This window comes from Exiguobacterium sp. s146 (assembly GCF_018618415.1).
Lineage (GTDB): Bacteria > Bacillota > Bacilli > Exiguobacteriales > Exiguobacteriaceae > Exiguobacterium.
The window spans coordinates 104,919-131,285 of sequence record NZ_JACSMA010000001.1 but is presented as its reverse complement, the minus strand read 5'-3'; the positions used below and the strand labels follow the sequence as shown (position 1 = coordinate 131,285).

The following is a 26,367-nucleotide window of genomic DNA, read 5'->3' as shown; positions in this document are numbered from 1 at the left end:
GGATCGTGCCGAGGCACGATTCTTATTTTTTTGCACTGACCGTTCGCGCTGACGCGATTAACGCGGCCACGTCCTGTTCACGACCCGCGTGGAGCGCCTCGACGATGAAACTGCCGACGACGACCCCGTCACAGGCCGCCCCGAGCGTCCGAACCTGATCGGCGCGATGGACACCGAACCCGGCGAGCACCGGTACCGGTGACCGCTCCGTCAACGAACGCAAGTGGTCGAGTAACTCTTCCGGGAACACATCCGTCTTCCCGGTCGTCCCTTTGAGCGTCACCGCATAGACGAACCCTTCCGCTTGGCTTAGAATCGTGTCGATCCGAGTCTGACTGCTCGTCAACGTGACGAGCGGTACGACCGCCACCCCATGTCGGTCGATGCCGGCGAACAAATCGAGGCTCTCTTCAAACGGTAAATCCGGAATGATGACGCCACTGACACCAGACGCTGCCGCTCGCTCGAAGAAGCGTTCGACCCCGAACCGGAACACCGGATTCAAGTACGTCATGAGGACGATCGGGACCGAAAAGCGACCCGTTCCTTCTATTAAACGGTCCAGCACGTCCGTCAACGTCACACCTTGTTCGAGGGCGCGCATCCCAGCCGCTTCGATGATGGGACCGTCTGCGACCGGGTCGGAGAACGGGATTCCGAGTTCGATGGCCGTCGCCCCCATCGCCTCTAGCCGTTCAATCGTCGGAATCAACTGATCCATCCCGCCGTCCCCGGCCATGATGTAGGGGACGAACGCCGTCCCTTCACTCCGCTGTCGAATCGCTTCATCTAATCTCATCATTGCGTCACCCTTTCTCGAATCGTATGAACATCCTTATCCCCGCGACCGGATAGACAGATGACGAGCACGTCGTCCGCTTCCATCGTTTTGGCGAGCGTTTCCGCATAGGCGAGTGCATGAGACGACTCCAGCGCCGGAATGATGCCTTCTTGGCGGCTGAGCGACATGCAGGCTGCGAGTGCGTCCTCGTCCGTGACCGCCGCGTAGCGAACCCGTTCGATGTCTTTCAAGAAGCTGTGCTCCGGCCCAACACCTGGATAATCGAGTCCAGCCGAAATCGAGTGGGCTTCCTGGATTTGCCCGGCCGCGTCTTGGAGCACGTACATGAGCGAGCCGTGAAGCACCCCGACCTCGCCTTTCGTGAGCGTCGCTGCATGCTTGTCCGTATCGACACCGCTTCCTGCTGCCTCGACACCGTATAAGGCGACCGTCTCATCATTCAAAAATGGATAGAACATGCCCATCGCATTGCTGCCGCCACCGACGCAAGCGACGACCGCGTCAGGCAGACGTCCGGTCTTCTCGAGCACTTGGCGGCGCGTCTCTGTCCCGATGACGCTTTGGAAATCGCGTACCATCGTCGGGAACGGGTGCGGGCCGAGCACCGACCCCATCACGTAGTGCGTGTCATCGACATGTTTGACCCAGTAACGGAGCGCCTCGTTGACGGCATCTTTCAATGTCCGGCTTCCCGATTTGACGGGAACGACGGTCGCACCGAGCAATTCCATGCGAAACACGTTCAATTCTTGACGTTCGACGTCGACCTCACCCATGAAAATCGTACATTCGAGATTGAGGAGCGCACACACTGTCGCCGTGGCAACCCCGTGCTGTCCGGCTCCTGTTTCGGCAACGACTTTTCGTTTGCCCATTCGTTTGGCGAGGAGCGCCTGGCCGATCGTGTTATTGATTTTATGGGCCCCGGTATGGTTCAAGTCTTCACGTTTCAAATAGACGTTCGTCCCGAGGCGACGGCTCATGTTCTCTGCATAATAGAGCGGCGTTTCGCGACCGACGTACTCGCTGAGGAGATCGTTGAAGCGTGCCTGGAACTCAGGGTTTTCTTTTGCTTCCTCGTAAGCCACTTCGAGCTCTTCGACCGCTTGCATGAGCGTTTCAGGAATATATTTTCCGCCGTATGGGCCAAACTTTCCGTTCACTGGTTGTGTATACACGGTGTTTCCTCCTTGGCGCGTTGGATGAACGCGCGAATCTTATCATGATCTTTCTGTCCGTTCGTCTCGACACCGCTTGAGACGTCGACACCGTCCGGTCGCATGGCGCGAATCGCCGCACCGACATTGTCGACGTTCAATCCACCGGCGAGCCAAAACGTCTGCTGTGGCCGTTCGAGCGTCTCCCAATCGAGCGCTTGTCCACTGCCCGGCGTCGGCGCGTCGAGTAGAATGATGTCAGCCTCCGACGAACGATCCGCTTCGATGATTGGGAGACCGAACTGACGGAACGTCTCAAGCGGCCGGGTTCGACGGTGCAACTGAATGTCGGTCAATCCGCAAGCGACGGCGGTACGAACCGTCTCGACGTCCGGGTCGAGAAACACGCCGACGACCCGGACCCCATCAGGAATCAATTGACGCAATCGCTGCGCCGTCGCGCAATCGATTTGGCGCGGGCTGTCCGCGAAGACGAACCCTATGGCGTCTGCTCCGGCCTCGACCGCCGTCGTGACACTTGCCTCCGTCGTCAATCCACATATTTTAACGAACATGACGTCAACTCCTCGATTAAGGCTGTCGGGTCGTCCTGTCGCATGAGCGCCTCCCCGACGAGAATCGCTCGGGCTCCGGCTGTCTGGAGCCGACGGGCCGCCGCTCCTGTGCTGACGCCGCTCTCGCTGACGAACGCGACATCGGGATACTTCGTCATCAAATCGACCGACGTATCGAGTGAGACCTCGAACGTCTTCAAGTTTCGGTTGTTGATCCCGATTAACACATCGCCCAGTTCGAGCGCCGTCTGGAGCTCGGTCTCATCGTGGACTTCGACGAGAACATCGAGACCGATGGACCGGGCATACTGTTTTAACGTATGGAGCCGGCTCGGATGGAGCGCCGCGACAATCAACAGTGCCGCACTCGCCCCGGCCGCTTTGGCCCGGTCGAGCTGTCGTTCATCGATGATGAAGTCTTTGCAGAGGACCGGAATCTCGACAGCGGCCGCGACATCACGCAAGTCGTCGAACGACCCGTTGAAATAGGTCGAATCCGTCAAGACGGAAATCATTGTCGCCCCTGCCTGCTCATACGTGCGGGCCCGGCTCACGACATCCACTTCCTCGCGAATCACCCCTTTTGACGGGGAGGCCCTCTTAATCTCGGCGATGACATGGAAACCGTACTTCATTACATGCGGTAATGAGATGGCTGTCGTCCGCGTCACCTCGATGTCCCCCATTTGATTGACTTCTTCGATTTTCGTTCCGATGATTTTCGTCAAGTAGCTCATGCGCCAACCTCCGTTCGTTGTAGGTGCTTGAGCACGCGGATGGCGTGCCCTTCATCAATGCTTGCTGTTGCCACCGCGACACCTTCGCGGAGCGTCTGGACCGTCCCATACGTGCACAGGGCGAGCGCGGCGTTCAATAAGACGACATCTCGCGCCGGTCCCTTCGCTCCGTTCAAGACGGCGAGGAGCGTCTCGGCATTTTCAGTTGGTGTCCCGCCTTGCAGCGCCGAGAGCGGCGCTCGCATCAATCCGACGTCGCGCGGGTCGACCGTGTAACGGGCCACTTTGTCGCCGTTGAAGAACAAGACGTCGTTTCGTCCGGCGAGGCTCGCTTCGTCTAGCCCGCCTGCCCCATGGACGACCATGCCGCGCTCGACACCGAGGTGGCGCATCGCCGTCGCCATCTTCTCGATGAGCGATGGATGGTACACGCCGATCAATTGGCGCTTCGGCTTGAGCGGGTTCGTCAACGGACCGATTTGATTGAAGATGGTCGCCGTCGCCAGTCGTTTCCGGACCGGCATCACGTGCTTCATGACCGGATGGATGTGTTGGGCGAACAAGAAGCTCAAGTTCGTCCGTTCGAGATCCGCGAGCATCGCCTCCTGACTTTGGACGATCGGGATATTTAATGACTCGAGGACGTCGGCACTGCCTGACCGACTCGACACGCTGCGATTCCCATGTTTGGCGACCGGGATATTGAGCCCTGCCAAGACGAATGCGACCGTCGAGCTGATGTTGAACGTGTTCGCCCCGTCACCGCCCGTGCCACAGACGTCGAGCACAGGAAGCGCCGTCTCTGGGAACGTTGCTGCCTCACGGATGTAGTCAGCGAGTCCGGCCATCTCCTCGGCCGTCTCCCCGCGCGCTTTCATGGCGAGTAACACCTCGGTGATTTGCGCTTCGTCGGCTTGGAACAGCTCGGCCGCCGCCAGTTTCATTTCGTTCGTCGTCAATGGGTTCGTCAATAGTCGTGTTAACATGTCCGTTCCTCCTCAAGCATTTTGGGTATAAAAAAACTCCATACGACGTCTGTCGTATGGAGGACGGTTTGGACCGCGGTGCCACCTCTCGTTGGATCGATTGATCCCACTTTCCGATGCTATCACATCGTATCCCGATAACGGAGGAAACCGTCATGACCTACTTGGTTCAGCCATGCTCTCATGAGCCCATTCACGTGACTGTCTCGGCCGGGATCCCACCATCCCCGGCTCTCTGAACGAGACTTGTTCACGCTACTCTTCTCAATCACTGATTTATGATGTGTTGAAACGAAAAAGGGTTACCCGCCCGACTCATAGCTTGCGCTATGAGAAGGACGAGTAACCCCGTGGTGCCACCTTCGTTGGTTCCGTAGAACCCACTTCACGGACAAACATCCGCTTTCCCATGGTAACGGTGGGTGACCCGCTAAAGCCTACTAGAAGTTTCGGTTTAGAGCTCAGAAGTCCATTCGCGACGCCCTGCATACTGATTCACACCAACCATCAGCTCTCTGTCATGCCGGGACCGTCGTTACTTCTCTTCGTCGACGCCTTTATTCGTTTCAATTAAGTTAACTCGTACTATACAGGGCGGATTCCCTCGTGTCAAACAAAAGCGTGCAAAAAAACTTTGCTTCTATAGGTGCGACCGAATCGATGCCAGCTTTTACGTTTTCGCGAGTTGACACTTGATTTTTTTGTCTGCTATAGTCGTCCCCAACAACACTTCACTCAACTAAAGGAGAATTAACTTTGGAAACTAGCAAATTAAAACGTGAACTGTCCACGCGGCAGTTGACGATGATTTCGCTCGGTAGCGCCATCGGAACGGGCCTCTTCCTCGGAAGCGGGCTCGCCATCCAAACGGCCGGACCGAGTGTACTCGTCAGTTACGCCATCGGGGCGTTCATCGTCCTGTTACTGATGGGCTGTCTCGCTGAGATGACCGTCGCCCATCCGACTTCGGGCTCGTTCGGCACCATCGCCGAGCGCTATGTCCATCCGCTCGCCGGCTTTTTGGTCCGCTACTCGTACTGGGTCGCCAACGTCCTCGCCATCGGCGTCGAAGTGAGCGCGATCGCCATCTATATGCGGTACTGGTTCCCCGACGTGAACGGATTCGTCTGGGTCGCCGTGTTCGGCGGATTGCTCATTTATGTCAATGCCCGGCACGTCCATACGTTCGGGACGACCGAATACTGGTTATCGTTCATCAAAGTGACGGCCATCATTCTCTTCATCGTCCTCGGGGCCGCCACGCTGTTCGGCGAGCCCGGTTCACCGATTGAATCGATCACGGCGGGCAATGAAGGATTCTTCGCCTTCGGTTTCTACGGTATGTGGGTGACGATTTTTATCTCGCTCTTCAGCTTCCTCGGGACCGAGCTCGTCGCCGTCACAGCCGGCGAAGCGAAAGACCCGGACCGTGCCGTCCCGAAAGCGTTACGTGCGACGGTATTCCGCTTGACGTTCTTCTATCTCGTCACGATCGCCATCATGCTCATGCTCATCCCATGGCAGCAGGCGGGCATCGATCAAAGCCCGTTCGTTCTCGTCATGCAACAGTTCAACGTGCCTGGCGCCGCCGGTATATTGAACTTCGTCATCTTGATTGCCGCATTGTCGGCGATGAACGCCCAGCTCTATGCGTCGACGCGAATGATGTATTCGCTCGCCGGGGCCGGTGATGCTCCGCGACTCTTTAAAAAAGTCAGCACTAGCGGGATCCCAATGCCTGCCTTGCTCGTCTCAACAGGCGGAATCATTCTCGCGGCACTGCTTCAAGTGTTCATGGAAACGTCGTATCCGTTCTTGATGGGCATCTCGATGTTCGGAGCCATCTTCACATGGTTCATGGTGTTCGTCTCGCATCTGTTCTTCCGCAAGAAATGGACAGGACGCAAGTTACCGGTCCGCATGATCGGGTATCCGTTCCTACCGTTACTCGGTGCCGGACTGTTGCTCAGCCTCATGATCACGACATGGTTCACCGACTTCAATATTTTGCTCAAGTTCGGGATTCCATGGTTGGTCGGACTGACCGTCATCTATCTCGTTCGTGAGCGGTTCCGCAAAGCGAACAATCAAGCAGACGACATCGAACAAGCCAACTGAAACAAGCGCCTGTCCGTTACGGATAGGCGCTTGTTTTTGGTTTTTGATAGGACACAAAACGAGAACCTGTCACGATTGACGGGTCCTCGTTTAACATTAGAAGAACTGACGTGGGTTGACTGTGCTTCCCGCGCTCGTTCCAGAGTACGAGTAGCTACCTTGGTGAACCTCGAAGTGAAGGTGCGGGCCTGACGAGTTCCCCGTGTTCCCAAGTGTTCCGATGTTCGAACCTTGTGTCACACGTTGACCGGCACTCACTGAGACTGAGTTCATGTGCGCATAGACCGTCGTCCAAACTTGACCGTTGATGACGTGGGCGATCATGACGTGATTCCCGTACGCGCCACCCCAGCCGGCACGGATGACTGTTCCCGTTGCCGAGGCACGGATTGGTGTGCCGACAGGTCCAGCGATATCGACGCCGTTATGGAACGAGTAACCGAATTGACCGCTTGCCGGTCCCCATCCTTGTGAGAAACGACCTGTCGTCGGTTGAATGAACATCGCGCCTGATGGTGCCGGAGCTGACGTCGTCGGTGCCGTCGGTGCTGGCTTAGGCGCCGGGGCTGGTGCCGGTTTTGGTGCTGGCGCAGCCGGTTTCGGTGCCGGTGTACTATTTTGTGTCGTCTGGTTTGAAGACGTTGACGACTGGGTATTATTGTTATTGTTCTGCTTTTTAACGGCTGCTGCGCGTTCGGCTTCAGCTTTCGCCGCGGCTGCTCGTGCTGCCTCTGCTTCACGTGCCGCTGCAGCTGCTTGCGCTGCTTCTGCTTGACGAGCTTCCTCAGCCTTACGGGCTGCTTCTTGACGAGCCGCCTCTTCAGCACGACGGCGCGCTTCTTCTTCCTCACGACGTTGCGCTTCGATTTCAGCCGCAATTGCTTCTTCTTGCGCGATTAACGTCGCTTCGATTTCTTGAAGGTCGAAGATTTGCGATTCGAATTTGATATTTTTCTCCTCGAGCTCTTTAATGCGAGCTTCACGCTGTTTCATCGTCTTCTCGAGTTGAGCTTGACGCACTTCTAGCGCTTTTTGTTGCTTCAAGAGCGATGTGCGCTCTTCTTTAAGTGACGCTTGCGCTTCTTGTAACGATTGACGCGTCGCTTCATAGTCTTCAAACAACTCTTGGTCGCTTCGTTGAATCGTTCCGGCTGTGATCATCCGTGTGATCAAATCCGAGAAGTTTTTCGAACCAAAGATGAACTCAGCCCAGTTGATTGAGCCGCCGCCATTCGTTTGCATCGTGGCCATACGCTCTTTCATCATGGCTTCTTGAGCCTTCATCTTCTTCTCATAGCCTTTAATATCTTTCTCGAGATCTTCAATTTTCAACTCTGTGCGCTTGATTTCTTGGCGCTTGGCTGCGACATCGTTGATGATGTCTTGAAGTTGAGCATCCATCTTGTTGACTTCAGCTTGAACTTTCGAGATTTCATTTTTATTTTGCTTAATTTTCGAAGACGTGTTTGATTGGTTCTGTTTGACGTTATTCCGTTGCTCTTGCACTTTTTTCTGCTGTTCTTGTTTCTCCTTGATTGACGTCGAGGCATCAGCCACCGAGTGCGTCCCAAGAAGAAGCGCGCTAAGCGTGAGTGTCGAGACAGTGCGTTTCCAATTGATCAATGGGGACATCCTTTCTATTGACGGGGTCGGGGTTTACATACTATTTAAAGGTCGTCGCTTTGCTATGTAACAAAAACGATTATTTTTTTAGTTTCAACACGACTAATTATATCGAAGTGTCGAATGTTTTCCTGTTAAAGTTATATTTCACTTTTATTACGATACAGGGGTGGGAAACCTTTTACGGCTCCCCACCCCTTTATATTTCAACATTTTTTTACTTTTCTTTTCTTGAAACATTGTTGTAATACTAGATGAAAATAGGAAACTATTGACCTTATATTAAAAAAGTATAATCCAGTTCTTTTGCTAAGTCTATCCATTCCCAAAAAACGTAAAAAAGGGCCTGTTCAGTCTCCCGCTCCAGGCGAGAAGGCTAAACGGGCCAATTGTTCGTCGGTGTGGAGACAAGGGGTCTCACACTCAGAATGATACATAAGAACTGTTAATCAGGCGTTAACGTTTGATTACAGTTTGAGTGCACCGAGGATGACGAACACCCAAGCCGCAATAAATAAGACGCCGCCAATCGGGGTGACCGCTCCGAGCTTCGTGATCCCGGTCAGCGCCATGACGTACAGGCTACCCGAGAAGAAGAGGATTCCGGCGAACATGAGCCAACCTGCCGTGCTGAACTGGCTGATGCTCACTTTCATCAAGATGCTCGCCAACGCGATAATCCCGATGGCGTGAATCATATGGTAGAGCACGCCTGTCTGCCAGTTGGCGAGCATGTTCGGTGTCAGACGTTCTTTCAAGGCGTGGGCCCCGAACGCGCCGAGCGCGACGCCGAGCGCCATCAAAGCAGCGCCGATGATGAGTAATAGTTTCAAACTAGTTTCCCCCTTATCGCACTTTGCGTGCAGGTAAATTCCACTTTCGATAGTAGGATATCACTCGAAGCGTCGCCACGACAATTAATAGTACATACACCGCAAGCCCACCTTCAAGCCGGAAATAATACGTGACGACCGCGATGATGATGGCCCAAATCGCATACACTTCCGATTGTAAGACGAGCGGCTTGCGGCCGGCCAACAAATCACGGACGACCCCGCCGCCGACACCCGTCAAGACGGCAGCCGCAATCGCGGCCGATAACGGTAAATCGAGCTTGATGGCGACTTGTGCGCCTTGAAATGCGAAGGCGACGAGCCCGATCGCATCGACGATGACGCCCCAGCGTTCCCAATGGGGTAAGACGACGCTCGGTAGCAGGAAGATGAGCAACGCGACAAGAAAACAAAGGATGAAGAGATCGTTCTGTTGCCAAATCAAGCTGACGGGGTTGCCGAGCAAGACGTTTCGAATCGCTCCGCCGCCGAAGGCTGTCGTAAAGGCGAGCAGCCAGACCCCAAAAATATCGTATTTTTCGTCCATCGCGATGATGGCCCCGCTCGCCGCGAACGCAATCGTTCCGACGACGTTGAGTAATTCCCACTCCATAAACATCCCTTGCCCTTTCTTGAAAGCATTCTGTGGTAAAGTTAAGATACAAAAAATCAGACCAGTCGAGCGACTGCTTGTAAAGGATGTCGGTACTTTATGAAACGAATCGCCTTGTTCCGCATATGGATTATCGTCACAATGTTCGCCCGATTCATCATTAAAATTTACGCCTTCTCACGCAAACAGCAGCAAGGTCTCGCCTCGACCGAGGAATACGAGACATTGATGTTGAATCTCGCCCGCGAGTATAAGCGGAACGCGCTCCGACTCGAAGGACTGTTAATCAAGCTCGGTCAATTCCTATCGATTCGAGCCGACTTGTTGCCTCCGTCTGTCTTGAACGAACTGTCAGAGCTCGTCGACCGCGTCCCGACTTCCGGCTGGGACAAGTCCCGTGCCATCTTGGAGGCGGAATGGGGCGTCCCGTATACACAAATCGTAAAAGACGTCGGAATCGATGCCGTCGCCTCCGCCTCGATCGGGGAAGTGTACGGTGCGACACTCCTTGAAAACGGGAAGCGTGTCGCGCTGAAAATTCAGCGTCCAGACATCGAAAAAATCATTCGGACCGACTTCAAAGCGATGCGAATCGTGACGACGATGCTCAAGCGGACCTCACTGGCAAAATCGACCGACTTAGATAGCTTATATCGCCAAATGATTTTTGTCATCGGGGATGAATTGAATTTCCAAACCGAATTGAAGAACGCCCTCTATTTCAAAGCGAAGTATGCTGAAAATCCGGACGTCTACATACCGGACTATTACGACCATCTTTGTTCAAACCGGGTGTTGACGATGGATTGGGTCGATGCCCGTCGCATCACCGACCTCGCGTTCTTAAAAGAGAATAACATCGATCGCTCCGCCCTCGCGGAACGCCTGTTCACGATGGCGGCCGAGCAGCTACTGTTCGGCGGGAAGTTCCACGCCGACCCGCATCCGGGGAACGTGCAAATCCGGGCCGATGGCACCATCATCCTGCTCGACTTCGGGATGGTCGGCTCGACGACACCGCAAGATATGGCGACCATCCGTAAAATCCTGCAGGCGTTCATCTCGCTTGACTATGACGGTGTCGTCGACGGCCTCGAAGACTTGCGCTTCTTGTTGCCGACGGCGAACAAACACAACATCCGTCAGGCGCTTGAGAAAGCGGTCACGTTCTACTTAGAGACCGATATCGACACGGTCGACACGAAGTTGATTGAAAAAGTGTTACAAGATATCCAATTGCTCGTCAAAAATGAACCGATTCAGCTTCCGGCCGAGTTCGCGTTCTTCGGTCGAGCCGCCTCCACCTTACTCGGGATTTTACAAATCCTCGATTCGAAAATCGATTTGTTCACGCTCGGTAAACCGATTGTCATTCAATGGCTCGAGGCCGACGGCACGACGATTCAAAACCGTTACGTCATGACGGCGCTCAATTACGGCAAAAAGTTGCTGAACGTCCCGCCGCTCCTCGATAACTTTTTGAAAGAACCGACCCGGAAACGCCTGTCCGAACAGGCGATGTTCCAACGTGAGCTCGAGTCGAAAGAACTGCTCCATCGGCAGACGTTCAATGCCGGCCTGATGATCCTTGGCTTGATTGTCGGATTGCTCGGCTATCTCCGACCGGATGAATGGTTGTTCTGGTCGGGTGGCGTCGTCTCTGTATTGGCATATTTCAACTCAAGACGCCTCGGTCGGAAGATTCGCCATTTGGCCCGCCAAGATTTCCGTGTTTGAACCCGTCACTCTCCGGAGTGGCGGTTTTTTTCTGAATCCATGTGGCAATGTAGCTGGCGACTTGTTGCATGTCTCGTGTGGTCGTCCACCCCATCGTCGACACTTGGATGCAGTTCGCGCGTCGCAAATAGTCGCTTTCATACTGGATGTGATAACCGTGGAAGCCCAATTGGCGCCCCAATTCCATCGATGATTGTCCGTCCGGCAACACGAGCGAAAAAATGCCGGGAGATTGGTCGTCCTTGCATTCAACCTGTATACCGCGGCGCATCAGCTCATGCACGAAGAGATCGAGTTTGGTTTGATGTGCCTTCATCTCCGCGTCCGTCAGTTCGCTCAACGCCACATCCATCGCTTGGATGAGCGGGACGGACTGAGTGAAAGCGATTGGATTATAGGCTGCCAAATCCAGATACCGGGGAATCGATGGATTCGGGACAGCCCGCTCTCGCATCGCGACAAAGGCTAGACCCGGCGCATTTCGAAGCGCCTTCCCCGAGACGAACGTCACGAAATGTGCGAACGAATAATCAGTCACCATTGTCCCGACTGCGCTGATGGCATCAATTGCAATCTTCGTGGGATATGCGTGTGCGTATTGACGCAACTGGTCCAAGTCGACCAGCTTCCCCGTCGACGTCTCGCAATGGACCGTCCAAATCCAATCGGGTTTATGCTGTTCGATTTGCTTCATATCAAGACGACGCTCGCTCGATAGCGCGACGACATCAAATTCAAGCCCCACTCGATTGGCATGGTCGACCAATCGTCGCCCGAACTCCCCAGTGTCGATAATCACGCCACGTCCGGTCAACTGGGCGGCGACGGCATCGTTCGCAATCGTCCCGCTCCCAAGCATCGTATAAATATGGGGCAACTTGATGAGGGCGCTAAGCTTCGACTGCACGGAATGCAGCAAACGACTTGCCTCGGCCGACCGATGTGGTGACGGTTGACTGCCCAAAGCAGCACGCACTTGAGGCGACAGTTCGACAGGTCCAGCCAATAGGAGTTTCGGACGCAATGTTCGAGCGGTCTCCGACTGCATGAAACGAGAGCGGGTCAACTGCATCGGTACATATAACGCCTCCGTCGTCCCGACCGGTTCTGCGAACGGGATGAACCCGAACCGCCGATATAGCTTCTGTTCGCGTACGGTTCCGCTGATGACAATCCCTTCGACGCCCCGGTCTGTCGCCTCCAGAAGCATCGCTCGCATGAGTCCGGCAAACGTTCTCGTGTTCCGGTAGGCGGGCGTCACGGCCAATAGCCGGACTTCGATCCACTCTCCCGGCGGCAGCGTCACGCCTTTTTGTTCAAGCGAGAACGGATGCTCGTCCCGGATGGCACACATGGCGACGAGCTGTCCGTCCGCCAACCCGACCCAATATGTATTCGTGTCATGGAAGCGGTCGACGAGAAGCCGCTCCGCGTTCGGATGATGTTGCGGGATTTCTTCGACGAACGTCTCATAGTTCAAGCGGTGAATCGCCGGGGCATCTCCCGGCGTCGCTCTTCGAAATTCAAGCACGTTGGTTCCCCCTTATATGGTGATACACGATGACCAACATCGTCATCGTCGCAAATCCGACATCTGTCGCGTCCCCCCATGCCGCGAGCGGCAGCAGGACAAGCATGACGAGCCCGGTCTCGCGCGAGTTGCCCGTCAGTTTGATGAGCAATAGCAACAGCAGCAGCCCGACGATAAACCAAAGCGGGCTATACGCTAATATTATTCCAGAAAATACGGCGTATCCCTTCCCCCCGGAGCGAATATGCCACATCGGATAAATGTGGCCGAGCGTCAAGGCGAGCCCGGTCTCAAAAAAGTATGGACCGCTCATCGACAGTACGAGTACCGTCTTTAAGACGTCGAATCCGTAAACGAACAAGAAGGCTCGTTTCCCACCCATCCGTAACGCGTTGCGGGCACCGGTGTTCCCCGATCCGGTCGTGGCCAGGTGTTGACCACTCCATATGCCGTATAGGCGCCCGCCAAGCAGGCTACCGATGACATAGCCCACGATGATAATCCACATGGCGACCCCTCCTCTTTGTAAAATTGTGTATGATTTTTGAAAACGGGTACCTTCTTAATGTGCACCTAGACGAAAGGGGAAATCAAGATGCGAGTGGAAAACAATTTCATCAATGGAGAATGGATTGATACATCGGACACGATCGAGGTGCGCAACCCTGCCACCGGAAATATCATGGCCACGGTGACGAAGAGTGACACAGCCGAAGCGAAACAGGCCGTCGATGCCGCGCACGACGCCTTGAAGGATTGGCAAGAGAAGACGGCCGAAGAGCGCGGCGCCCTGCTGCTCGAATGGAACCGCCTGATCGATGAACATACGGAAGCCATCGCCCGGACGATGGTCGAAGAGCAAGGCAAACCGCTGCAAGAAGCCATCGGCGAAGTCCGTTATGCGAATGGCTTCATCGAATGGTACGCTGCTGAAGGAAGACGCGTGTACGGGGAGACCATTCCGGCCTCGTCGAATAAAAAGCGCATCTTCGCCATCAAACAACCGGTCGGCGTCGTCGCCGCCATCACGCCATGGAATTTTCCGGCAGCGATGATCACCCGGAAGCTCGCACCGGCTCTGGCCGCAGGCTGCACCGTCGTCCTGAAACCGGCATCGGCGACACCACTGACGGCCATCGAACTCGTCAAGCTGGCGGAAAAAGCCGGTTTCCCACCCGGTGTCATCAATCTCGTCACCGGGAAAGCATCTGACATCGTCAACGCGTGGCAACACGATCCCCGCGTCCGCAAGCTGACGTTCACCGGTTCGACCGAGGTCGGCAAGATGCTCATGCGCGGTGCCGCCGATACGATGAAGAAAATCTCACTCGAGCTCGGCGGACACGCCCCGCTCATCGTCACAGCACAGGCCGACCTCGATAAAGCCGTCCCGCAAGCGGTCGCGACGAAATTCCGTAACGGTGGACAGACATGCGTCTGCGCCAACCGGATTTATGTCGAGCAATCCATCGTCGATGCGTTCTCTGAAAAATTCATCGCGGCCGTCTCGGCGCTCAAAGTCGGCAACGGGCTCGACGAAGGGACGGATATCGGTCCGCTCATCGACGAGGATGCGGTCGAGAAAGTGATGAAGCATTTAGAGGACGCCCAAATCCGTGGCGGCGAAATCACAGGTGGCGAACAGCTCGACGGCTTATTCGTCCGCCCGGCCGTCATCCGCTATGCGAACGAGGACATGCTCTGCATGAATGAGGAGACGTTTGGCCCCGTCGCCCCGATTGCGTCGTTCGAAACACTTGAGGAAGTGATTGAGCGGGCGAACGCGACGCCGTTCGGTCTCGCCGCCTATGTGTTCACCCAAGACATCAACGAGGCCCTCTATTTGGCCGAAGCACTCGAATACGGTATCGTCGGCGTCAATGATGGTCTTCCCTCGACGCCGCAAGCCCCGTTCGGCGGGTGGAAGCAGAGCGGTCTCGGCCGCGAAGGCGGTCATCACGGCATCGAAGAGTTTTTAGAAGTGAAATATATCTCGCTCGGTCTTTAAAAAAATCCCGGTGGAACCATAACGGTTCACCGGGATTTTTCATGCTTCGATATACGTGATCAAGTCGTTCGGCGTCGCAATCACATGATCCGCGAGCGCCCACTCGTCTTCGTTGCCGAAGCCGAAACCGGTCAAGACGACCGGGAAGTCATGGGCCCGCGCCGCTTCGACGTCGGATTTCCGGTCCCCAACCATCACATAGTCGCTTTCACCGTGACGAAGTCGATGCGCCGTCAAAATGTCGGCTTTCTTCTCGCCACTCACGGATTCGAGGCATTCCGGCGCCGTCATGAACTGGCGAATGTTTTGTGAATCGAGCATCAAGTTCAAGTAATGGACGCCGCAGTTGCTCGCCGTCGTCAACGTGTGTCCTTTTTTATGGAGTGTCTCGAGCATCTCGTAGATGCCCTCGAACAAGACGTGCTGCCCTTCCATCGCCCGCTCGAGCGTCTCATGGCGCAGCTTGCGGATTTGGCGAATCTCTTCAATCGTCGCTTCCGGGATGACATGTTCCCAGAACGCGTTGCCGGCCAATCCGTAACCGGAACGGACCGCATCCTCACTCGGTTTCGGTAAATGTGGAAGTTGCTCCAACGCCTCGTGAATCGCTTGCGTCATCGGTCCGGTCGTGTCAACGAGCGTCCCATCGATATCAAATAAAATGACTGCCATTGTCTGGTCCCCTCTCTCTTTCCTATGTCCCTACCGTAGCAGAATCCCCTGAAAACCGAAAGCGGAAACGTCACTAGGCATAAAGTCTGTTGCTACAAGGAGTCCCATCTTTTTTTACACATTCTAAAAAAAAGGGAAATAGAACAATTACATTTGTTGTTTATAGTGAGGACTGTAGTGATTACATATGCAGGAGGCAGACAAATGAATAACCAAAAATGGATGATAGGGACGCTCGCTTTAGGCTTGATGGCAGGCGCGGTCGTCAGTGGAAGCGGGATTCAACAAGAGGCTGGCGCGAACGCCAAACATAACCAGAAGCAAGTGAAAAATGTGATTTTTATGATTCCCGACGGATACTCCGCATCGTACGCCACCAACTATCGATGGTATGCAGACGAGGAAGAGACCACACTCGATCAACATTTGACCGGGATGATGCGGACGTATTCCGCGAACTCGAAAGTGACCGATTCGGCGGCAGCCGGGACGGCGATGGCGACCGGCGTGAAGACGAACAACGGCACAATCAGCATGGACCCGAACGGCAAGGAGCTGACATCAGTGCTCGAAAAAGCGAATCAGACCGGAAAAGCGACCGGACTCGTCGCTACGTCAACCATCACCCATGCGACACCGGCCGTTTTCGCCTCACATGTCGCGTCGCGCGCGAGCGAGGCTGAAATTGCCAAACAATATATGGATGAGCTCGAGGTGGATGTCTTGCTCGGTGGCGGTCAAGACTATTTCACTACTGAACAAGACGGCGGCTTGCAGAAAGAAGATTTGATTGCTCGAGCAGAGGCGGCCGGATATACGTATGCAACGAATGCAGACGAGCTTGAAACCGCGAACGCTTCGAAGTTGCTCGGTCTGTTCGCACCAGAGGCGATGGCACCAGAACTTGACCGTGAGATGACCGAGGAACCGAGCCTTGCCGAGATGACCACGGCCGCTTTGACCTCACTCAACCAAGACAAAGATGGCTTCTTCCTAATGGTCGAAGGCAGTCAAATTGACTGGGCCGGTCATGCCCACGATGCCGCATGGGCGATGAAAGATTCTGAAGCGTTTCATGACGCTTTCCAGGAAGCCATCCAATTCGCCATGAAGGACAAACAGACACTTGTCGTCGTCGCAGGCGATCACGATACGGGAGGCATGTCGGTCGGCGGCTATAATGAGTACGTGGCCAAACCAGAAGTGCTTCGTTCGGTCACGGCAACGGGCGATTTTATGGTCGATTCGTTTGATGAGTCGTTGACGAATGTTCGGGACGTCGTCGAACGATATACGTCACTCACGCTGACGGAAGCAGAAGTGAAAGCAATCCAAGCGGCCGAACCGTCGAAACGTGCGCTCGTACTGAATGAAATCATTAGCAAACGTGCTTACGTTGGTTGGACGACGTCACAACACACGGGTGTGGACGTCCCACTGTATGCCTATGGTCCTCAGCACGACCGTTTCACTGGCGTTTTAGATAACACGGATGTGCCGAAGCAAATCATGCAGGCTCTTAAACTGAAATGATGTGGATGCGCTCCAAAAAAACAGCTCTAGTTGAACATATTGTTCGGCTAGAGCTGTTCTCATGATGCACGCCAGAAATTCATACCACCTTTGACCGAATAGACGTCCGTATAACCTGCGCTTTTCAACATGGCGGCGGCTCGTTGGCTTCGCATCCCGCTCTGACAGATGGCATAGACCGGACGTTGTTTATCTTTCGGATACTGGGCACTCGCATTGCCGAATCCTGACAAAGGCACGTTCTTCGCTTGTTTGATATGTCCGCCTTTGTACTCATGCGGTTCCCGCACGTCGAGCAATTGAATGCTTCGCTCTTCGGCAATCTTTCGTTTCAACTCATCCGTCGAGACTGTTTTCGTGCCATTCCGCTTCGACCACCAAAAATAAATCAATCCGATCACTACTGCGACAAACAAGAAATCAAGCATAGTCACGCCTCCGTTAGCTTTAGTTTAATTAACCTCATTATACCCCCTATGGTATATAAGTCAACGCGAACGCCTCACAAAAAAAGCTGTGCCACGGGGCACAGCTTAAAAGTCGAGCAATGAATCGGTTTTTGGTTTATCTTCGTCATCAAGCGGGATTCCGAGGAACGCCGCCATTTGACGATCGAGCGGCGGCTTCGACTCGATCGGTTGGGCAACGGGAGCCGCGGCAGGTTGCACCGGTGTCGAATCGGCGAGCAAGAGCTCGCAATACCCCATCAGTTTGGCCAAGTGGCGCTTCTGGGTCTCTCCAGTCGATTGTTCGATTTGGCCCATCACTTGCTTCATCTGCGTGATGACCTGTTGTTCTGTAATCATATCTCGCACACATCCTTTACCGTTCCATTCTGAGGCAAACAAGGGGCTAGCCGCAAGTCCCATGCTTGTTCAGACGTGAGTCTCCGCGCGCGTCGTGAGCCAGGATTGGAACGCCTCGAAGTCGAACCGGACTTGATTGGCATAAAATTGGGACCACCGTGAGATTTGACGAATGAACAGTGGTCGCGACGCCCCGATGGCCGCCGCAATCCGTTCACTCGCCTCATAATCGAGCACGTTCGCATCCGCGTCCGCCCGAGCATGAATCTTGGCCGTGATTTCGGCCTGCACTTTCAACGTCTCGATGAGCGACTCTTCGTTTTTGATGTGCTTCGCCTTTACTTTGCGCTTATACGGCGACCGTTGACGGACGTAGTATTCATTCCCGTCAATCGTCAAATAGCCGAGATACGGGTCACGACTGTGGACCATCGCGCGTTGGGCCGCGATGACACGCGCCCCTTGATGCGACAGCCCATCCTCGAACAACGGGTGCGTCGGCAGGAAGAGCGACGGGACGGCCGATTGGGCTTGTTTCATCTCGAGGATGAGGTCCTCATCGTGCTCCGCATCCGCGCCTTCAATCAAAATATAATAGCGTTCGAGTCCGATTGAGGCGGTGCCGCTCTCGCGCTTGATGGCGATATCTTTAATCTCGTAATGGTCGGCGTGGTGGCGATGCTTCTCCGATAACGACGACAGATAATCCGGCCACGCCTGCTTGATCTGCCTCGCCGTCTTCGGACTGACCGGAACGAGGTCGTCACTCGTCGCAAAGTAACGCTCCTCGTCCCGCACTTCCGTCCGCTCGGCCATGAACGCATCCTTCTTCTTCTCTGCCTTCTTAATCACTTTCTTGATGGCTTTGCACGTGTTCGCTTTCGTGAACTGCACATCCTCGTCTTTCCCATTCGCGTAGCGCTCGATCGCGCGTGCATACGTGTCGGCATACGTCTCGATGGCCCGAGTCGCGTCAAAACCTGACTCGGCGGCAAATAAGTCGACCGAGATGGCCATGCGCAGCACATCAAACAAATATGAGCCGAGATATGCCTCATCAAAATCGTTCACATCGTAAATGATCGTCCCGGCGCCATCCTCGAACACCCCGAAGTTCTCGAAGTGCAAATCGCCTTGAATGAACGTCGGATGGGACGCATCCGTATCGAACGCGAGCGGCACTTTCGCAAAATCATAATAGAACAAGTGCGAACTCCCGCGGAAGAACGAGAACGGCGTCGCGCTCATCTTGTTATACTTCTCATCTCTGGCGGCTTCCGATAGATTCCGAATCGATTTGTCGTAATAGTCCAAGACGGTCGCGAGCGTCTCACGACGGATTTGTTGTTTGACGGATGTGAACATGGCCCTCTCCCCTTCACGCATCAAATAAGTGCTTGTACTCCCCATATCCTGCAGACTCGAGTTCTTCTTTTGGAATGAAACGGAGCGCTGCCGAGTTGATGCAGTAGCGCAAGCCGCCGAGTTCTTTCGGACCGTCATCGAACAAGTGGCCGAGGTGGCTGTCGGCTCGTTTCGAGCGGACCTCGGTACGGACCATGTGATGCGTCGTGTCCATATTCATGTCGACGCGCTTCTCTTCAATCGGACGGGAGAAGCTCGGCCATCCACAGTTCGATTGGAATTTATCACGCGACGTGAACAGCGGCGTCCCATCGATGACATCGACGTATAACCCTTCCCGTTCCTCATCCCAATATTCATTTTGGAACGGAGGCTCGGTACCGTTCTCTTGCGTGACTTTATACTGCATCGGCGTCAGACGATCTTTCAACTCTTTCTGTAACTTCTTGTCACTCCACGCCTCTTTCACGAATTTGGCCCGGCCAGACCCGACGCGGTACATCTCGTAACGGAACGGGTTTTTCTTGTAATAGTCTTGATGGTAATCTTCCGCTTCCCAGAACGTCTTCGCCGCACGGATTTCGACTTCGATTGGTCGATCGAAGCGTCCCGAATCCTCGATTTCTTGTTTCGACCGTTCGGCCGCGACGCGCTGCTCTTCCGAATGATAGAAGATGGCCGGTCGATACGACTCACCCCGGTCATTGAACTGTCCGCCGCCATCGGTCGGGTCGATTTGACGCCAATAGATGCGCAACAGTTCCTCATAGGAAATCACGTCCGGGTCGAACGTGACCTCGATCGCCTCAAGGTGACCGGTCGTCTCCGAACAGACTTGTTGGTACGTCGGGTTGTCGACATGTCCGCCCGTATAGCCGGAAATGACACGCTCGACCCCCTCGTATTTATGAAACGGTTTGACCATGCACCAAAAACAGCCTCCCGCGAATGTAGCTTTTGCCATAATAAATCCCTCCTTACTATGTAGTGTACCCAAAAATTCTCACCGACAACAAAAAACGAGAACCCCGAACGTGTTCTCGTTAATCTTCTTCGACCCGATTCATGTGGCGCATCACTAAAAATAAGATGACGCCGACGATGGCCGCCCCGAGAACAGTCAACGCCAGGTTGCCTCGAGCCGATAATGTATAAAAGATGGCTAACCCGATCAAGATGAGCGCGATCGGAATGAAGGCTCGTTTGAAATGATCCCAATACCGCACGGACAGTCCCCCTTTTTCTCTATCATACCAAACTTATTTGCTAAGATAGAGTGGAAGATAATGTTCCATTTTGAAGGAGGTAGCTAGTATGGAAGTTGAACGATTATGGGCCAATCGCCCGACACTGGTGTGGGAAGACCGGATGAACGAGGGCGATGACGTCTATACCGTCGAGCTGATCTTTGCCGTCGATGCCGCACTCCGACGGTACGTGACAGACCTGACACGGGCAGACGGGACGGAAGCAACCGTGTTAGCGGCCGTCCGCGACGTCGTGTTGCGCCTGAACGAGATTGACGAAGAGCACGACCATTTCATCGAGACGGTCGAGCGTGAAGAATTGTACGACTTCATTCAAGCCGGCGCCGTTTTAGCCGGTTATGAGACGACCGAAGACGTGACCGAAGAATGGCGCGAATGGTGAACACATTCCCCTTATTCATCCGGCGTCAATCTGGTTTGAATGTGCTAAACTAAAACTAATTATTTCCATTTCATGTTAGGGGATACGTTCATGCTCACCATTATCAATGCGTTCTTTTTGAATCTATGTATTCTGTTCACATTATTCACCATCTCGTTCCTCCCTTTCCGAAACCGTCCACGGCTCACTCCGAAATCGCCGTTGAAAGGCCGAATCCTACTCGGCGTACAGACTGGGATTGTCGCCTTGATTTTACTGGTGAACGCATTGCCGCTTGAAGGGATTCTCATCGATTTGCGCTCCATTCCCATCTCACTTGCCGTTTTGTTCGGTGGATGGGTCAGCGGAACGGTCGCAGCCGTCATCTTTTTGACCGCCCGATTTTTGATGGTCACCGATGGCGCATATATCGGCTTTTATTTGGCCGTCTTGACGATGATTGGCCTTGCCCTTCCAATCAGCCTGTTGCGGCTCAAGCTCGATAACACGCGCAATACGTTGCTCGTCTTCACGACAATCAGTGTCGCTGTTTTCGGTGCCGCCATCTATTACGCGTTGCCGCTTCAGTTGTTCTATCCCGTCATTCTCGTCTACGTTGTGATGGCTTACGGTGGTGCCTGTGCGGCTTACCGATTGCTTCAAGAGTTGCGTCGTCACTTTGAGAACGTCCAGCATCAGCAACAACTTGCCCGGACGGACGCATTGACCGGCATCGCCAACCGGCGCTTGTTGAACGAGGCGATGGCCAACTTGAACGTCGAGGCGAAAGAATACGCCTTGATTCTCGTCGATATCGATCACTTCAAACGCGTCAACGACACGTACGGCCATGACGTCGGCGACGACGTGTTACGTGAGCTCGGCATGTTGCTCGTCAACGAGAGCGAAGAGCGTCATCTCGTCGGACGCTTCGGTGGCGAAGAATTTTTAATCATCATGCCGAACGCCAAGAAAGAAGAAGTGAGCCACTTGGCCGAATCTATACGAGAAAAGGTCTCGACGTTCCCGTTCGAGACGAGCGCCGGGACGTTACATATCACCGTCTCGCTCGGTGCCTGCCATTCGAACGACATCGAAGTCGACAGCGTGTTGAAACATGCTGATGAAGCGTTATACCACGCTAAGGAATCTGGTCGCAATCGGTTCATCTTGGCTTCGTAATCGGCGTAACGTTCGCAAAAGGTTGTGGTTTTCCGCAGTTTTCCCGCTTTACTTTCAACTAGTGAATCGGTACACTAGGCTAGACTTTGATTCGATGATTCTTACAGTTGATCATAGATTTGGACAGAAAAAGGGGAAACACATTTCATGACAGTATTGTTATCACTATTCGGTTTGATGTTTGTGGGATCGTTCATCCTCGACTATCAACGTGGCAAGACGTTCCGCCAGTCGCTCTTCGGGGGAGTCGACACGATGAAACGGAACTTGTTTATCTTTTTACGCACGTCACTCTCGATGATGATTTTCATCGGCCCGCTCTTGCTCATCTCCATGTTCGCATTCTCAGAGCTCGTCTCGTTCGAGACGGTCGCCGCGTTCATGATTTCCGTACTGAGCATTGGGTTCGCGGAACGCATCATAGGGATGATTGTCGCACCGCTCGTCCGGACGTTCTGGCATCAGCGCGGCAAATTGATGCCGCTTTATCTCGACGCCGGCCTCTACATCTTCTTGCTGTCGATTCTCATCCTCGAGTTCTTGATGAACATTCCAGGTGTTGAACTCGGCGCATCCGCCATCGCTGTATTTTATGCGTTCGCGCTGTTCTATATCCGCTATTTGTTCAGCCTGATTCGCTTCACGTTCCGTAAAGGCGTGACGTCAAGCTGACACCGACCGCAACCTGAATTGGTTGCGGTTTTTTGTATCATTTTCTAATTGACAATGAGAATCGTTATCACTTATACTCTAGATGTAGCTCCCAAAAGCTTGACGTAACCGTTCCCCAAACCATTACGTCACGTGGATTCCCCTCCACGACACTCTTTTTGAAAGCAATGCGACAACCCCCATTTGTTGCACCCAAATTTGCCAATAAGAAAACGAGCGGCTCTCCGACGGAGCCGCTCGTTTTTTCATGCGAAAATATCTTGCTCGATTTGTTTCAATCCATAGAAGACGCCACGGGACCGCATCAATTCATCATACGTTCCGGTCTCCACGACGCGGCCGCCTTCCATGACGATGATGTGATCGAAGCGTTCGAGCCCGTTCAGGCGATGGCTGACCATGACGAGCGTCGCCTCATCGGCTTGACGGAAGATTTCAGCGAACACGTCCGCTTCAGTCCGAGCGTCGAGGGCCGATGTCGCTTCATCGAGAATCCAGAGCACCCCATTCTTCAGGAGCGCCCGGGCGATGGCGAGCCGTTGCCGTTCCCCGCCCGACAAGTTCGCCCCTTTCTCGAGGACCGGTTCATCGAGCGAGAAGCCGAGCCGGACGCTCGCGAGCGCAACTTCCATGTCAGCATCGGTGAACTCTCCGGCGAGCGCCAAGTTCTCCCGCACCGTCCCGAAGAAGAAGTGATTCTCCTGCAAGACGACGCTGGCTTCCCGCCAAACCGATGCTTGGGTCACATCGTCCAACCGCTGTCCATCCAATCGGATTTCACCGGCATCGGGTCTGACGAAAGCGAGCAACAGTTGCAGAAGCGTCGATTTCCCAGAACCGCTCGGCCCGACGATGACCGTCTTCGTCCCGCTTCGTAACGTCACATCCACGTCGCTCAAAACGTCGCGGTACGTATCCGGGTAGCGATAGGTCACACGCTCGAACACGACGTCCGGCGCTGACGCGAGCGCTATGTCCGTGCGCGCGGTCTCGGCCGCGACGATTGCTTCACTCGGCTCGACGACTTCGAGCAGTCGGCCTGCCGCTTGTTTGCTGTCGGCAAAGTGGCCCGGGAAGACCGCCATCGGTGTCGCGTTCTCAAACGCGGTGAGCGACATCATGATGAGCATCGCCAAAAATAGACCGTTCAATTCGCCGTCGACGACGAGATACGCTCCGATGGCGAGAACGCCCCACGAGACGAGCAGCGACGCCGCCACAACAAGTGACGAGTTGAAAAATTGATTCGTCACATCCCGCTTCTGGGCTTCGGCGTAAAGGTCGCTCTGTTCGAGCAACTCATCGCGCGTCCGTCCGAGCTGATGATGGAGCAATAGATCGCGATAGCCGTACATCATCTCTGTCATTCCGCTCGACAAGTCACCCCGTAAAGCACGCAACTCGCGGTCGTGTTTGGCACGGATTCGGGCGAAGAACGCCGGAATCAAGAAGCCGGTCACGAACACACCGAACAATATCCAGAGGCTGACCCACATCGAGAAGTACGTGACGAAGAAAATCGTGCTCAAGAAGACGAGCACCAAGATAATCGGCGGATAGAATACCCGTAAAAAGTAGTTTTGCAGGCTCTCGACGTCACCGACGACACGAGCGAGCAAATCCCCACTGCGATACTTGGCAAAGATGCTCGGCACGAGCGGTTCGAGCTGGCGATAAAACCGCACTCGCAACTCGCTCAAAATCGTGAACGTCGCCCGGTGCGAGGCAAGGCGCTCTTGATAACGCGCACTCGCCCGAATCACACCGAACAATTTAATCAAGACGACAGGCACCATGAGCGCGTAGAGCGGCGGCACGAGACCGGCCCGTGAGACGAGATAGCCGCTCGCCGCGAACAAGGCGACGGCCGCGATCCCAGCCACGTACCCAAAGAAGATCGAGAGGATGATATCTTTCTTCTCGCGCATCATCCATTTCGTGATCGTCCAAAGTGAGTTCATCCTCTCACCCCTTTCTGTAGCGTGAACAAGTCAGCGTATTGCGGAACGTCGAGCAGTTCGTCATGCGTGCCTTGGGCGAGGAGTTTTCCATCATCCATGAACCAAATCGCATCCGCCTGCTTGATTGTATGCAACCGATGCGCGACCGTGACGAGCGTCGCCTCGCGCGACAACTCCTCAATCGAGCGTCGAACGATTTGCTCCGTTACTAAATCGAGACCTGTCGTCGGTTCATCGAACAAGATGATGCCCGGGCGTTTGAAGAAGGCACGGGCCAAGGCGAGCCGTTGTCGTTCGCCCCCGGACAATCCATAACCGCCTTCACCGAGCTCGGTATGAACGCCGTTCGGCAATTGCGCGATGACATCGTTCAGTCCGGCCGCGTTCGCGGCTTTGAGGATGTTTGCCTCGTCGGCCGCTTCCCCGAGGGCGATATTATCGGCAACGGTACCGGCGAACAGATACGGATTTTGTGAGATGTACCCGATTGTGTCATACCATGACGAATCCGTGTACGTCGCGAGTGGCTCCCCGTCGACGAGGACACGTCCACTGTCCGGTTTGACGAGTCCGGACAACACGTTCAAAACGGTCGTCTTTCCAGACCCGCTCGCCCCGACGAGCGCCACATGGGCACCAGCGGAAATCACGCCACTCAAGGGATGCAACGTGAAACGTCCGCCTTCATAGGCGAACGAGACGGCGTCGAGCTCGAGGTCAGGGGTCTGGCTCGTCAATGGCCGGTCGCCCCATGTCAAACGTTCATCCGGTGCGTCGAGCGCCTCAAAGATGCGATCGGCTGCTCCCATGCTGCCGCGTCCGGTGTGGAACGCACCACCGAGGTCTTTAATCGCCAAATAGTATTCCGGGGCCAAGACGAGAATCAAAAAGCCAGAGAAGAACGTCAAGTTCTCCCAGACGACCATTTGGAGCGCCACTTCGAGGGCGACGACGCCCGTACTGAGCATCGAGATGAATTCGAGCATGAGACCCGATAAGAACGCCGTCTTCAAGACGACCATCGTCGCGTCACGGAAATCGAGACTGCTCTTTTCGATCGCTTGTGCCTCGCGCTCGGTCCGACCGTATAGTTTGAGTGTTGTCAGTCCTTGCAACACATCCAAAAACTTGCCGGAGAACTGATTCATTTTCTCCATCTGTTGTTCCGACTTCTTCTGGGTCGCAATCCCGATGATGATGAAAAAGATTGGGATGAACGGAGCCGTCACCATCATGATGACGCCCGAGATCCAATGTTGGCTGAAGACGACGACGAGAATGAGGAGCGGAATAACCGATGTTTGAATGACTTGCGGCCAATATTGGCTGAAGTAGGCATCGACCTCGTCGACTGCGTCCATGAACACGCTCACCTTTTTCCCGGATTGTCCGGATAGTGACGTCTCAATCGGGTTCGACGTATAGCGGTCGAGCAATTGCAGTCGGAGTGACCGTTTCGCTTTCTCTGACAGGCTCGCTCCAATCCTCCCCGACATGTAGCCGAAACCCGCTCGTGTAATGAGCGCGAGGATGAGCCAACCGAGCGTCGGAACGATGCTTTCAAACGATGCATTTTTTAAGAAAACTTGATCGACAATGTCGACAATTAAATAAGCTTGCGCCAAAATCGATAACCCGATCATCACTGCCGCGACGACGAGTCCGATGATATGACGTTTTTCTGCTAAAGCAAGAGCTTGCAGTCGTTTCACTGCGTTCATCCTTTCTATCAGTAAGGAAACTTTTCTTTGTGAGGATTCTCACTAATTATACCTGATGCACCCTTCCAAGGCGAACGCTTCGCTTAGCTAAACATGCAAAAGACGC

The 26,367-nt window shown here is 54.3% G+C and carries 25 protein-coding genes and 2 other annotated features; of the genes, 7 read left to right on the top strand and 18 right to left on the bottom strand.

Translation table 11 applies throughout. The features are described 5' to 3' along the window. Positions 1-22: 22 nt before the first annotated feature. The 5 genes from trpA to trpD are packed head-to-tail and all read right to left on the bottom strand — an operon-like array spanning position 23 to position 4,257. Entirely contained in the window at positions 23-799 is a 777-nt protein-coding gene (gene trpA / locus KNP83_RS00775) for a tryptophan synthase subunit alpha (protein ID WP_214759255.1), read from the bottom strand. Then, positions 799-1,980 carry a tryptophan synthase subunit beta gene (gene trpB / locus KNP83_RS00770; RefSeq protein WP_214759252.1) on the bottom strand — a complete coding sequence of 394 codons (1,182 nt, stop codon included), beginning with the start codon at positions 1,978-1,980 and terminating at the stop codon, positions 799-801. Before trpB ends, trpA begins: the two co-directional genes overlap by 1 nt. Beyond that, entirely contained in the window at positions 1,962-2,534 is a 573-nt protein-coding gene (locus KNP83_RS00765) for a phosphoribosylanthranilate isomerase (protein WP_214759250.1), read from the bottom strand. The genes trpB and KNP83_RS00765 overlap by 19 nt, the downstream gene beginning before the upstream one ends. Continuing rightward, complete coding sequence (trpC, locus tag KNP83_RS00760; RefSeq protein WP_214759248.1) at positions 2,510-3,271, bottom strand: indole-3-glycerol phosphate synthase TrpC; 762 nt, start codon at positions 3,269-3,271, stop codon at positions 2,510-2,512. Before trpC ends, KNP83_RS00765 begins: the two co-directional genes overlap by 25 nt. Next, on the bottom strand, positions 3,268-4,257 hold the full coding sequence (gene trpD / locus KNP83_RS00755; protein ID WP_214759246.1) for an anthranilate phosphoribosyltransferase: 990 nt from the start codon (positions 4,255-4,257) through the stop codon (positions 3,268-3,270). The genes trpC and trpD overlap by 4 nt, the downstream gene beginning before the upstream one ends. A 56-nt stretch (positions 4,258-4,313) precedes the next feature. Continuing rightward, positions 4,314-4,538: a binding site (T-box leader), on the bottom strand. Between the two features lie 50 nt (positions 4,539-4,588). Then, positions 4,589-4,818 (bottom strand) — a binding site (T-box leader). 195 nt (positions 4,819-5,013) lie between these two features. Between trpD and KNP83_RS00750 the strand changes: the two genes are divergently transcribed. Further along, positions 5,014-6,375, top strand: coding sequence for an amino acid permease (locus KNP83_RS00750; protein WP_214759245.1), 1,362 nt, complete (start codon positions 5,014-5,016; stop codon positions 6,373-6,375). A gap of 96 nt (positions 6,376-6,471) precedes the next feature. Here the strand turns inward: KNP83_RS00750 and KNP83_RS00745 are convergent, their stop codons facing one another. The 3 genes from KNP83_RS00745 to KNP83_RS00735 form a co-directional block, all read right to left on the bottom strand. Further along, entirely contained in the window at positions 6,472-8,007 is a 1,536-nt protein-coding gene (locus KNP83_RS00745; RefSeq protein WP_214759243.1) for a murein hydrolase activator EnvC family protein, read from the bottom strand. A 458-nt stretch (positions 8,008-8,465) separates the two neighbouring features. After that, the gene (locus KNP83_RS00740; RefSeq protein ID WP_214759241.1) at positions 8,466-8,831 is read right to left on the bottom strand and encodes a DUF423 domain-containing protein; all 366 of its coding nucleotides are present in this window, start codon (positions 8,829-8,831) and stop codon (positions 8,466-8,468) included. 13 nt (positions 8,832-8,844) lie between these two features. Beyond that, positions 8,845-9,450, bottom strand: coding sequence for a trimeric intracellular cation channel family protein (locus KNP83_RS00735; RefSeq protein WP_214759234.1), 606 nt, complete (start codon positions 9,448-9,450; stop codon positions 8,845-8,847). Between the two features lie 93 nt (positions 9,451-9,543). Here KNP83_RS00735 and KNP83_RS00730 point away from each other — a divergent pair, with 93 nt between their 5' ends. Next, a complete protein-coding gene (locus KNP83_RS00730) occupies positions 9,544-11,181 on the top strand; it encodes an ABC1 kinase family protein (RefSeq protein ID WP_214759232.1) in 1,638 nt (545 codons plus the stop codon). Here the strand turns inward: KNP83_RS00730 and KNP83_RS00725 are convergent. Together KNP83_RS00725 and KNP83_RS00720 are read right to left on the bottom strand one after the other, a co-directional pair. After that, a complete protein-coding gene (locus KNP83_RS00725) occupies positions 11,120-12,712 on the bottom strand; it encodes an aminotransferase class V-fold PLP-dependent enzyme (protein WP_214759231.1) in 1,593 nt (530 codons plus the stop codon). The genes KNP83_RS00730 and KNP83_RS00725 overlap by 62 nt on opposite strands. Further along, positions 12,705-13,220, bottom strand: coding sequence for a glycerol-3-phosphate acyltransferase (locus KNP83_RS00720; RefSeq protein WP_214759229.1), 516 nt, complete (start codon positions 13,218-13,220; stop codon positions 12,705-12,707). Before KNP83_RS00720 ends, KNP83_RS00725 begins: the two co-directional genes overlap by 8 nt. A gap of 87 nt (positions 13,221-13,307) precedes the next feature. Here KNP83_RS00720 and KNP83_RS00715 point away from each other — a divergent pair, with 87 nt between their 5' ends. After that, the gene (locus KNP83_RS00715; RefSeq protein ID WP_214759227.1) at positions 13,308-14,720 is read left to right on the top strand and encodes an NAD-dependent succinate-semialdehyde dehydrogenase; all 1,413 of its coding nucleotides are present in this window, start codon (positions 13,308-13,310) and stop codon (positions 14,718-14,720) included. 39 nt (positions 14,721-14,759) lie between these two features. Here the strand turns inward: KNP83_RS00715 and KNP83_RS00710 are convergent, their stop codons facing one another. Then, positions 14,760-15,392, bottom strand: a complete 633-nt coding sequence (locus KNP83_RS00710; RefSeq protein ID WP_214759225.1) for an HAD family hydrolase — start codon at positions 15,390-15,392, stop codon at positions 14,760-14,762. Positions 15,393-15,596: 204 nt separating this feature from the next. Between KNP83_RS00710 and KNP83_RS00705 the strand changes: the two genes are divergently transcribed. Continuing rightward, positions 15,597-16,925 (top strand): alkaline phosphatase, encoded by a 1,329-nt coding sequence (locus KNP83_RS00705; protein ID WP_251139141.1) that lies wholly within the window; start codon positions 15,597-15,599, stop codon positions 16,923-16,925. A 59-nt stretch (positions 16,926-16,984) separates the two neighbouring features. Here the strand turns inward: KNP83_RS00705 and KNP83_RS00700 are convergent, their stop codons facing one another. The 5 genes from KNP83_RS00700 to KNP83_RS00680 all read right to left on the bottom strand — a co-directional run bounded on the left by KNP83_RS00700 (position 16,985) and on the right by KNP83_RS00680 (position 20,322). Then, a complete protein-coding gene (locus KNP83_RS00700) occupies positions 16,985-17,353 on the bottom strand; it encodes a rhodanese-like domain-containing protein (RefSeq protein WP_214759218.1) in 369 nt (122 codons plus the stop codon). Positions 17,354-17,458: 105 nt separating this feature from the next. Beyond that, on the bottom strand, positions 17,459-17,731 hold the full coding sequence (locus KNP83_RS00695) for a DUF5327 family protein (protein ID WP_214759216.1): 273 nt from the start codon (positions 17,729-17,731) through the stop codon (positions 17,459-17,461). Between the two features lie 69 nt (positions 17,732-17,800). Continuing rightward, positions 17,801-19,096, bottom strand: a complete 1,296-nt coding sequence (locus KNP83_RS00690) for a DUF2252 domain-containing protein (protein ID WP_214759214.1) — start codon at positions 19,094-19,096, stop codon at positions 17,801-17,803. Between the two features lie 13 nt (positions 19,097-19,109). Beyond that, positions 19,110-20,060, bottom strand: coding sequence for a peptide-methionine (S)-S-oxide reductase MsrA (gene msrA / locus KNP83_RS00685; RefSeq protein WP_214759212.1), 951 nt, complete (start codon positions 20,058-20,060; stop codon positions 19,110-19,112). A gap of 79 nt (positions 20,061-20,139) precedes the next feature. Further along, positions 20,140-20,322 (bottom strand): hypothetical protein, encoded by a 183-nt coding sequence (locus tag KNP83_RS00680; RefSeq protein ID WP_021065984.1) that lies wholly within the window; start codon positions 20,320-20,322, stop codon positions 20,140-20,142. Between the two features lie 88 nt (positions 20,323-20,410). On the opposite strand from KNP83_RS00680, the gene KNP83_RS00675 reads away from it, so the two are divergent. The 3 genes from KNP83_RS00675 to KNP83_RS00665 all read left to right on the top strand — a co-directional run bounded on the left by KNP83_RS00675 (position 20,411) and on the right by KNP83_RS00665 (position 22,579). Beyond that, the gene (locus KNP83_RS00675) at positions 20,411-20,746 is read left to right on the top strand and encodes a hypothetical protein (protein ID WP_214761701.1); all 336 of its coding nucleotides are present in this window, start codon (positions 20,411-20,413) and stop codon (positions 20,744-20,746) included. A gap of 90 nt (positions 20,747-20,836) precedes the next feature. Next, complete coding sequence (locus tag KNP83_RS00670) at positions 20,837-21,907, top strand: GGDEF domain-containing protein (protein WP_214759210.1); 1,071 nt, start codon at positions 20,837-20,839, stop codon at positions 21,905-21,907. A gap of 147 nt (positions 21,908-22,054) precedes the next feature. Continuing rightward, complete coding sequence (locus KNP83_RS00665; RefSeq protein ID WP_021065981.1) at positions 22,055-22,579, top strand: hypothetical protein; 525 nt, start codon at positions 22,055-22,057, stop codon at positions 22,577-22,579. A 245-nt stretch (positions 22,580-22,824) separates the two neighbouring features. On the opposite strand, the gene cydC is transcribed toward KNP83_RS00665, so the two are convergent. Together cydC and cydD are read right to left on the bottom strand one after the other, a co-directional pair. Then, the gene (gene cydC / locus KNP83_RS00660) at positions 22,825-24,540 is read right to left on the bottom strand and encodes a thiol reductant ABC exporter subunit CydC (RefSeq protein WP_214759203.1); all 1,716 of its coding nucleotides are present in this window, start codon (positions 24,538-24,540) and stop codon (positions 22,825-22,827) included. Continuing rightward, on the bottom strand, positions 24,537-26,261 hold the full coding sequence (gene cydD, locus KNP83_RS00655; RefSeq protein WP_214759194.1) for a thiol reductant ABC exporter subunit CydD: 1,725 nt from the start codon (positions 26,259-26,261) through the stop codon (positions 24,537-24,539). Before cydD ends, cydC begins: the two co-directional genes overlap by 4 nt. Between the last annotated feature and the right edge of the window lie 106 nt (positions 26,262-26,367).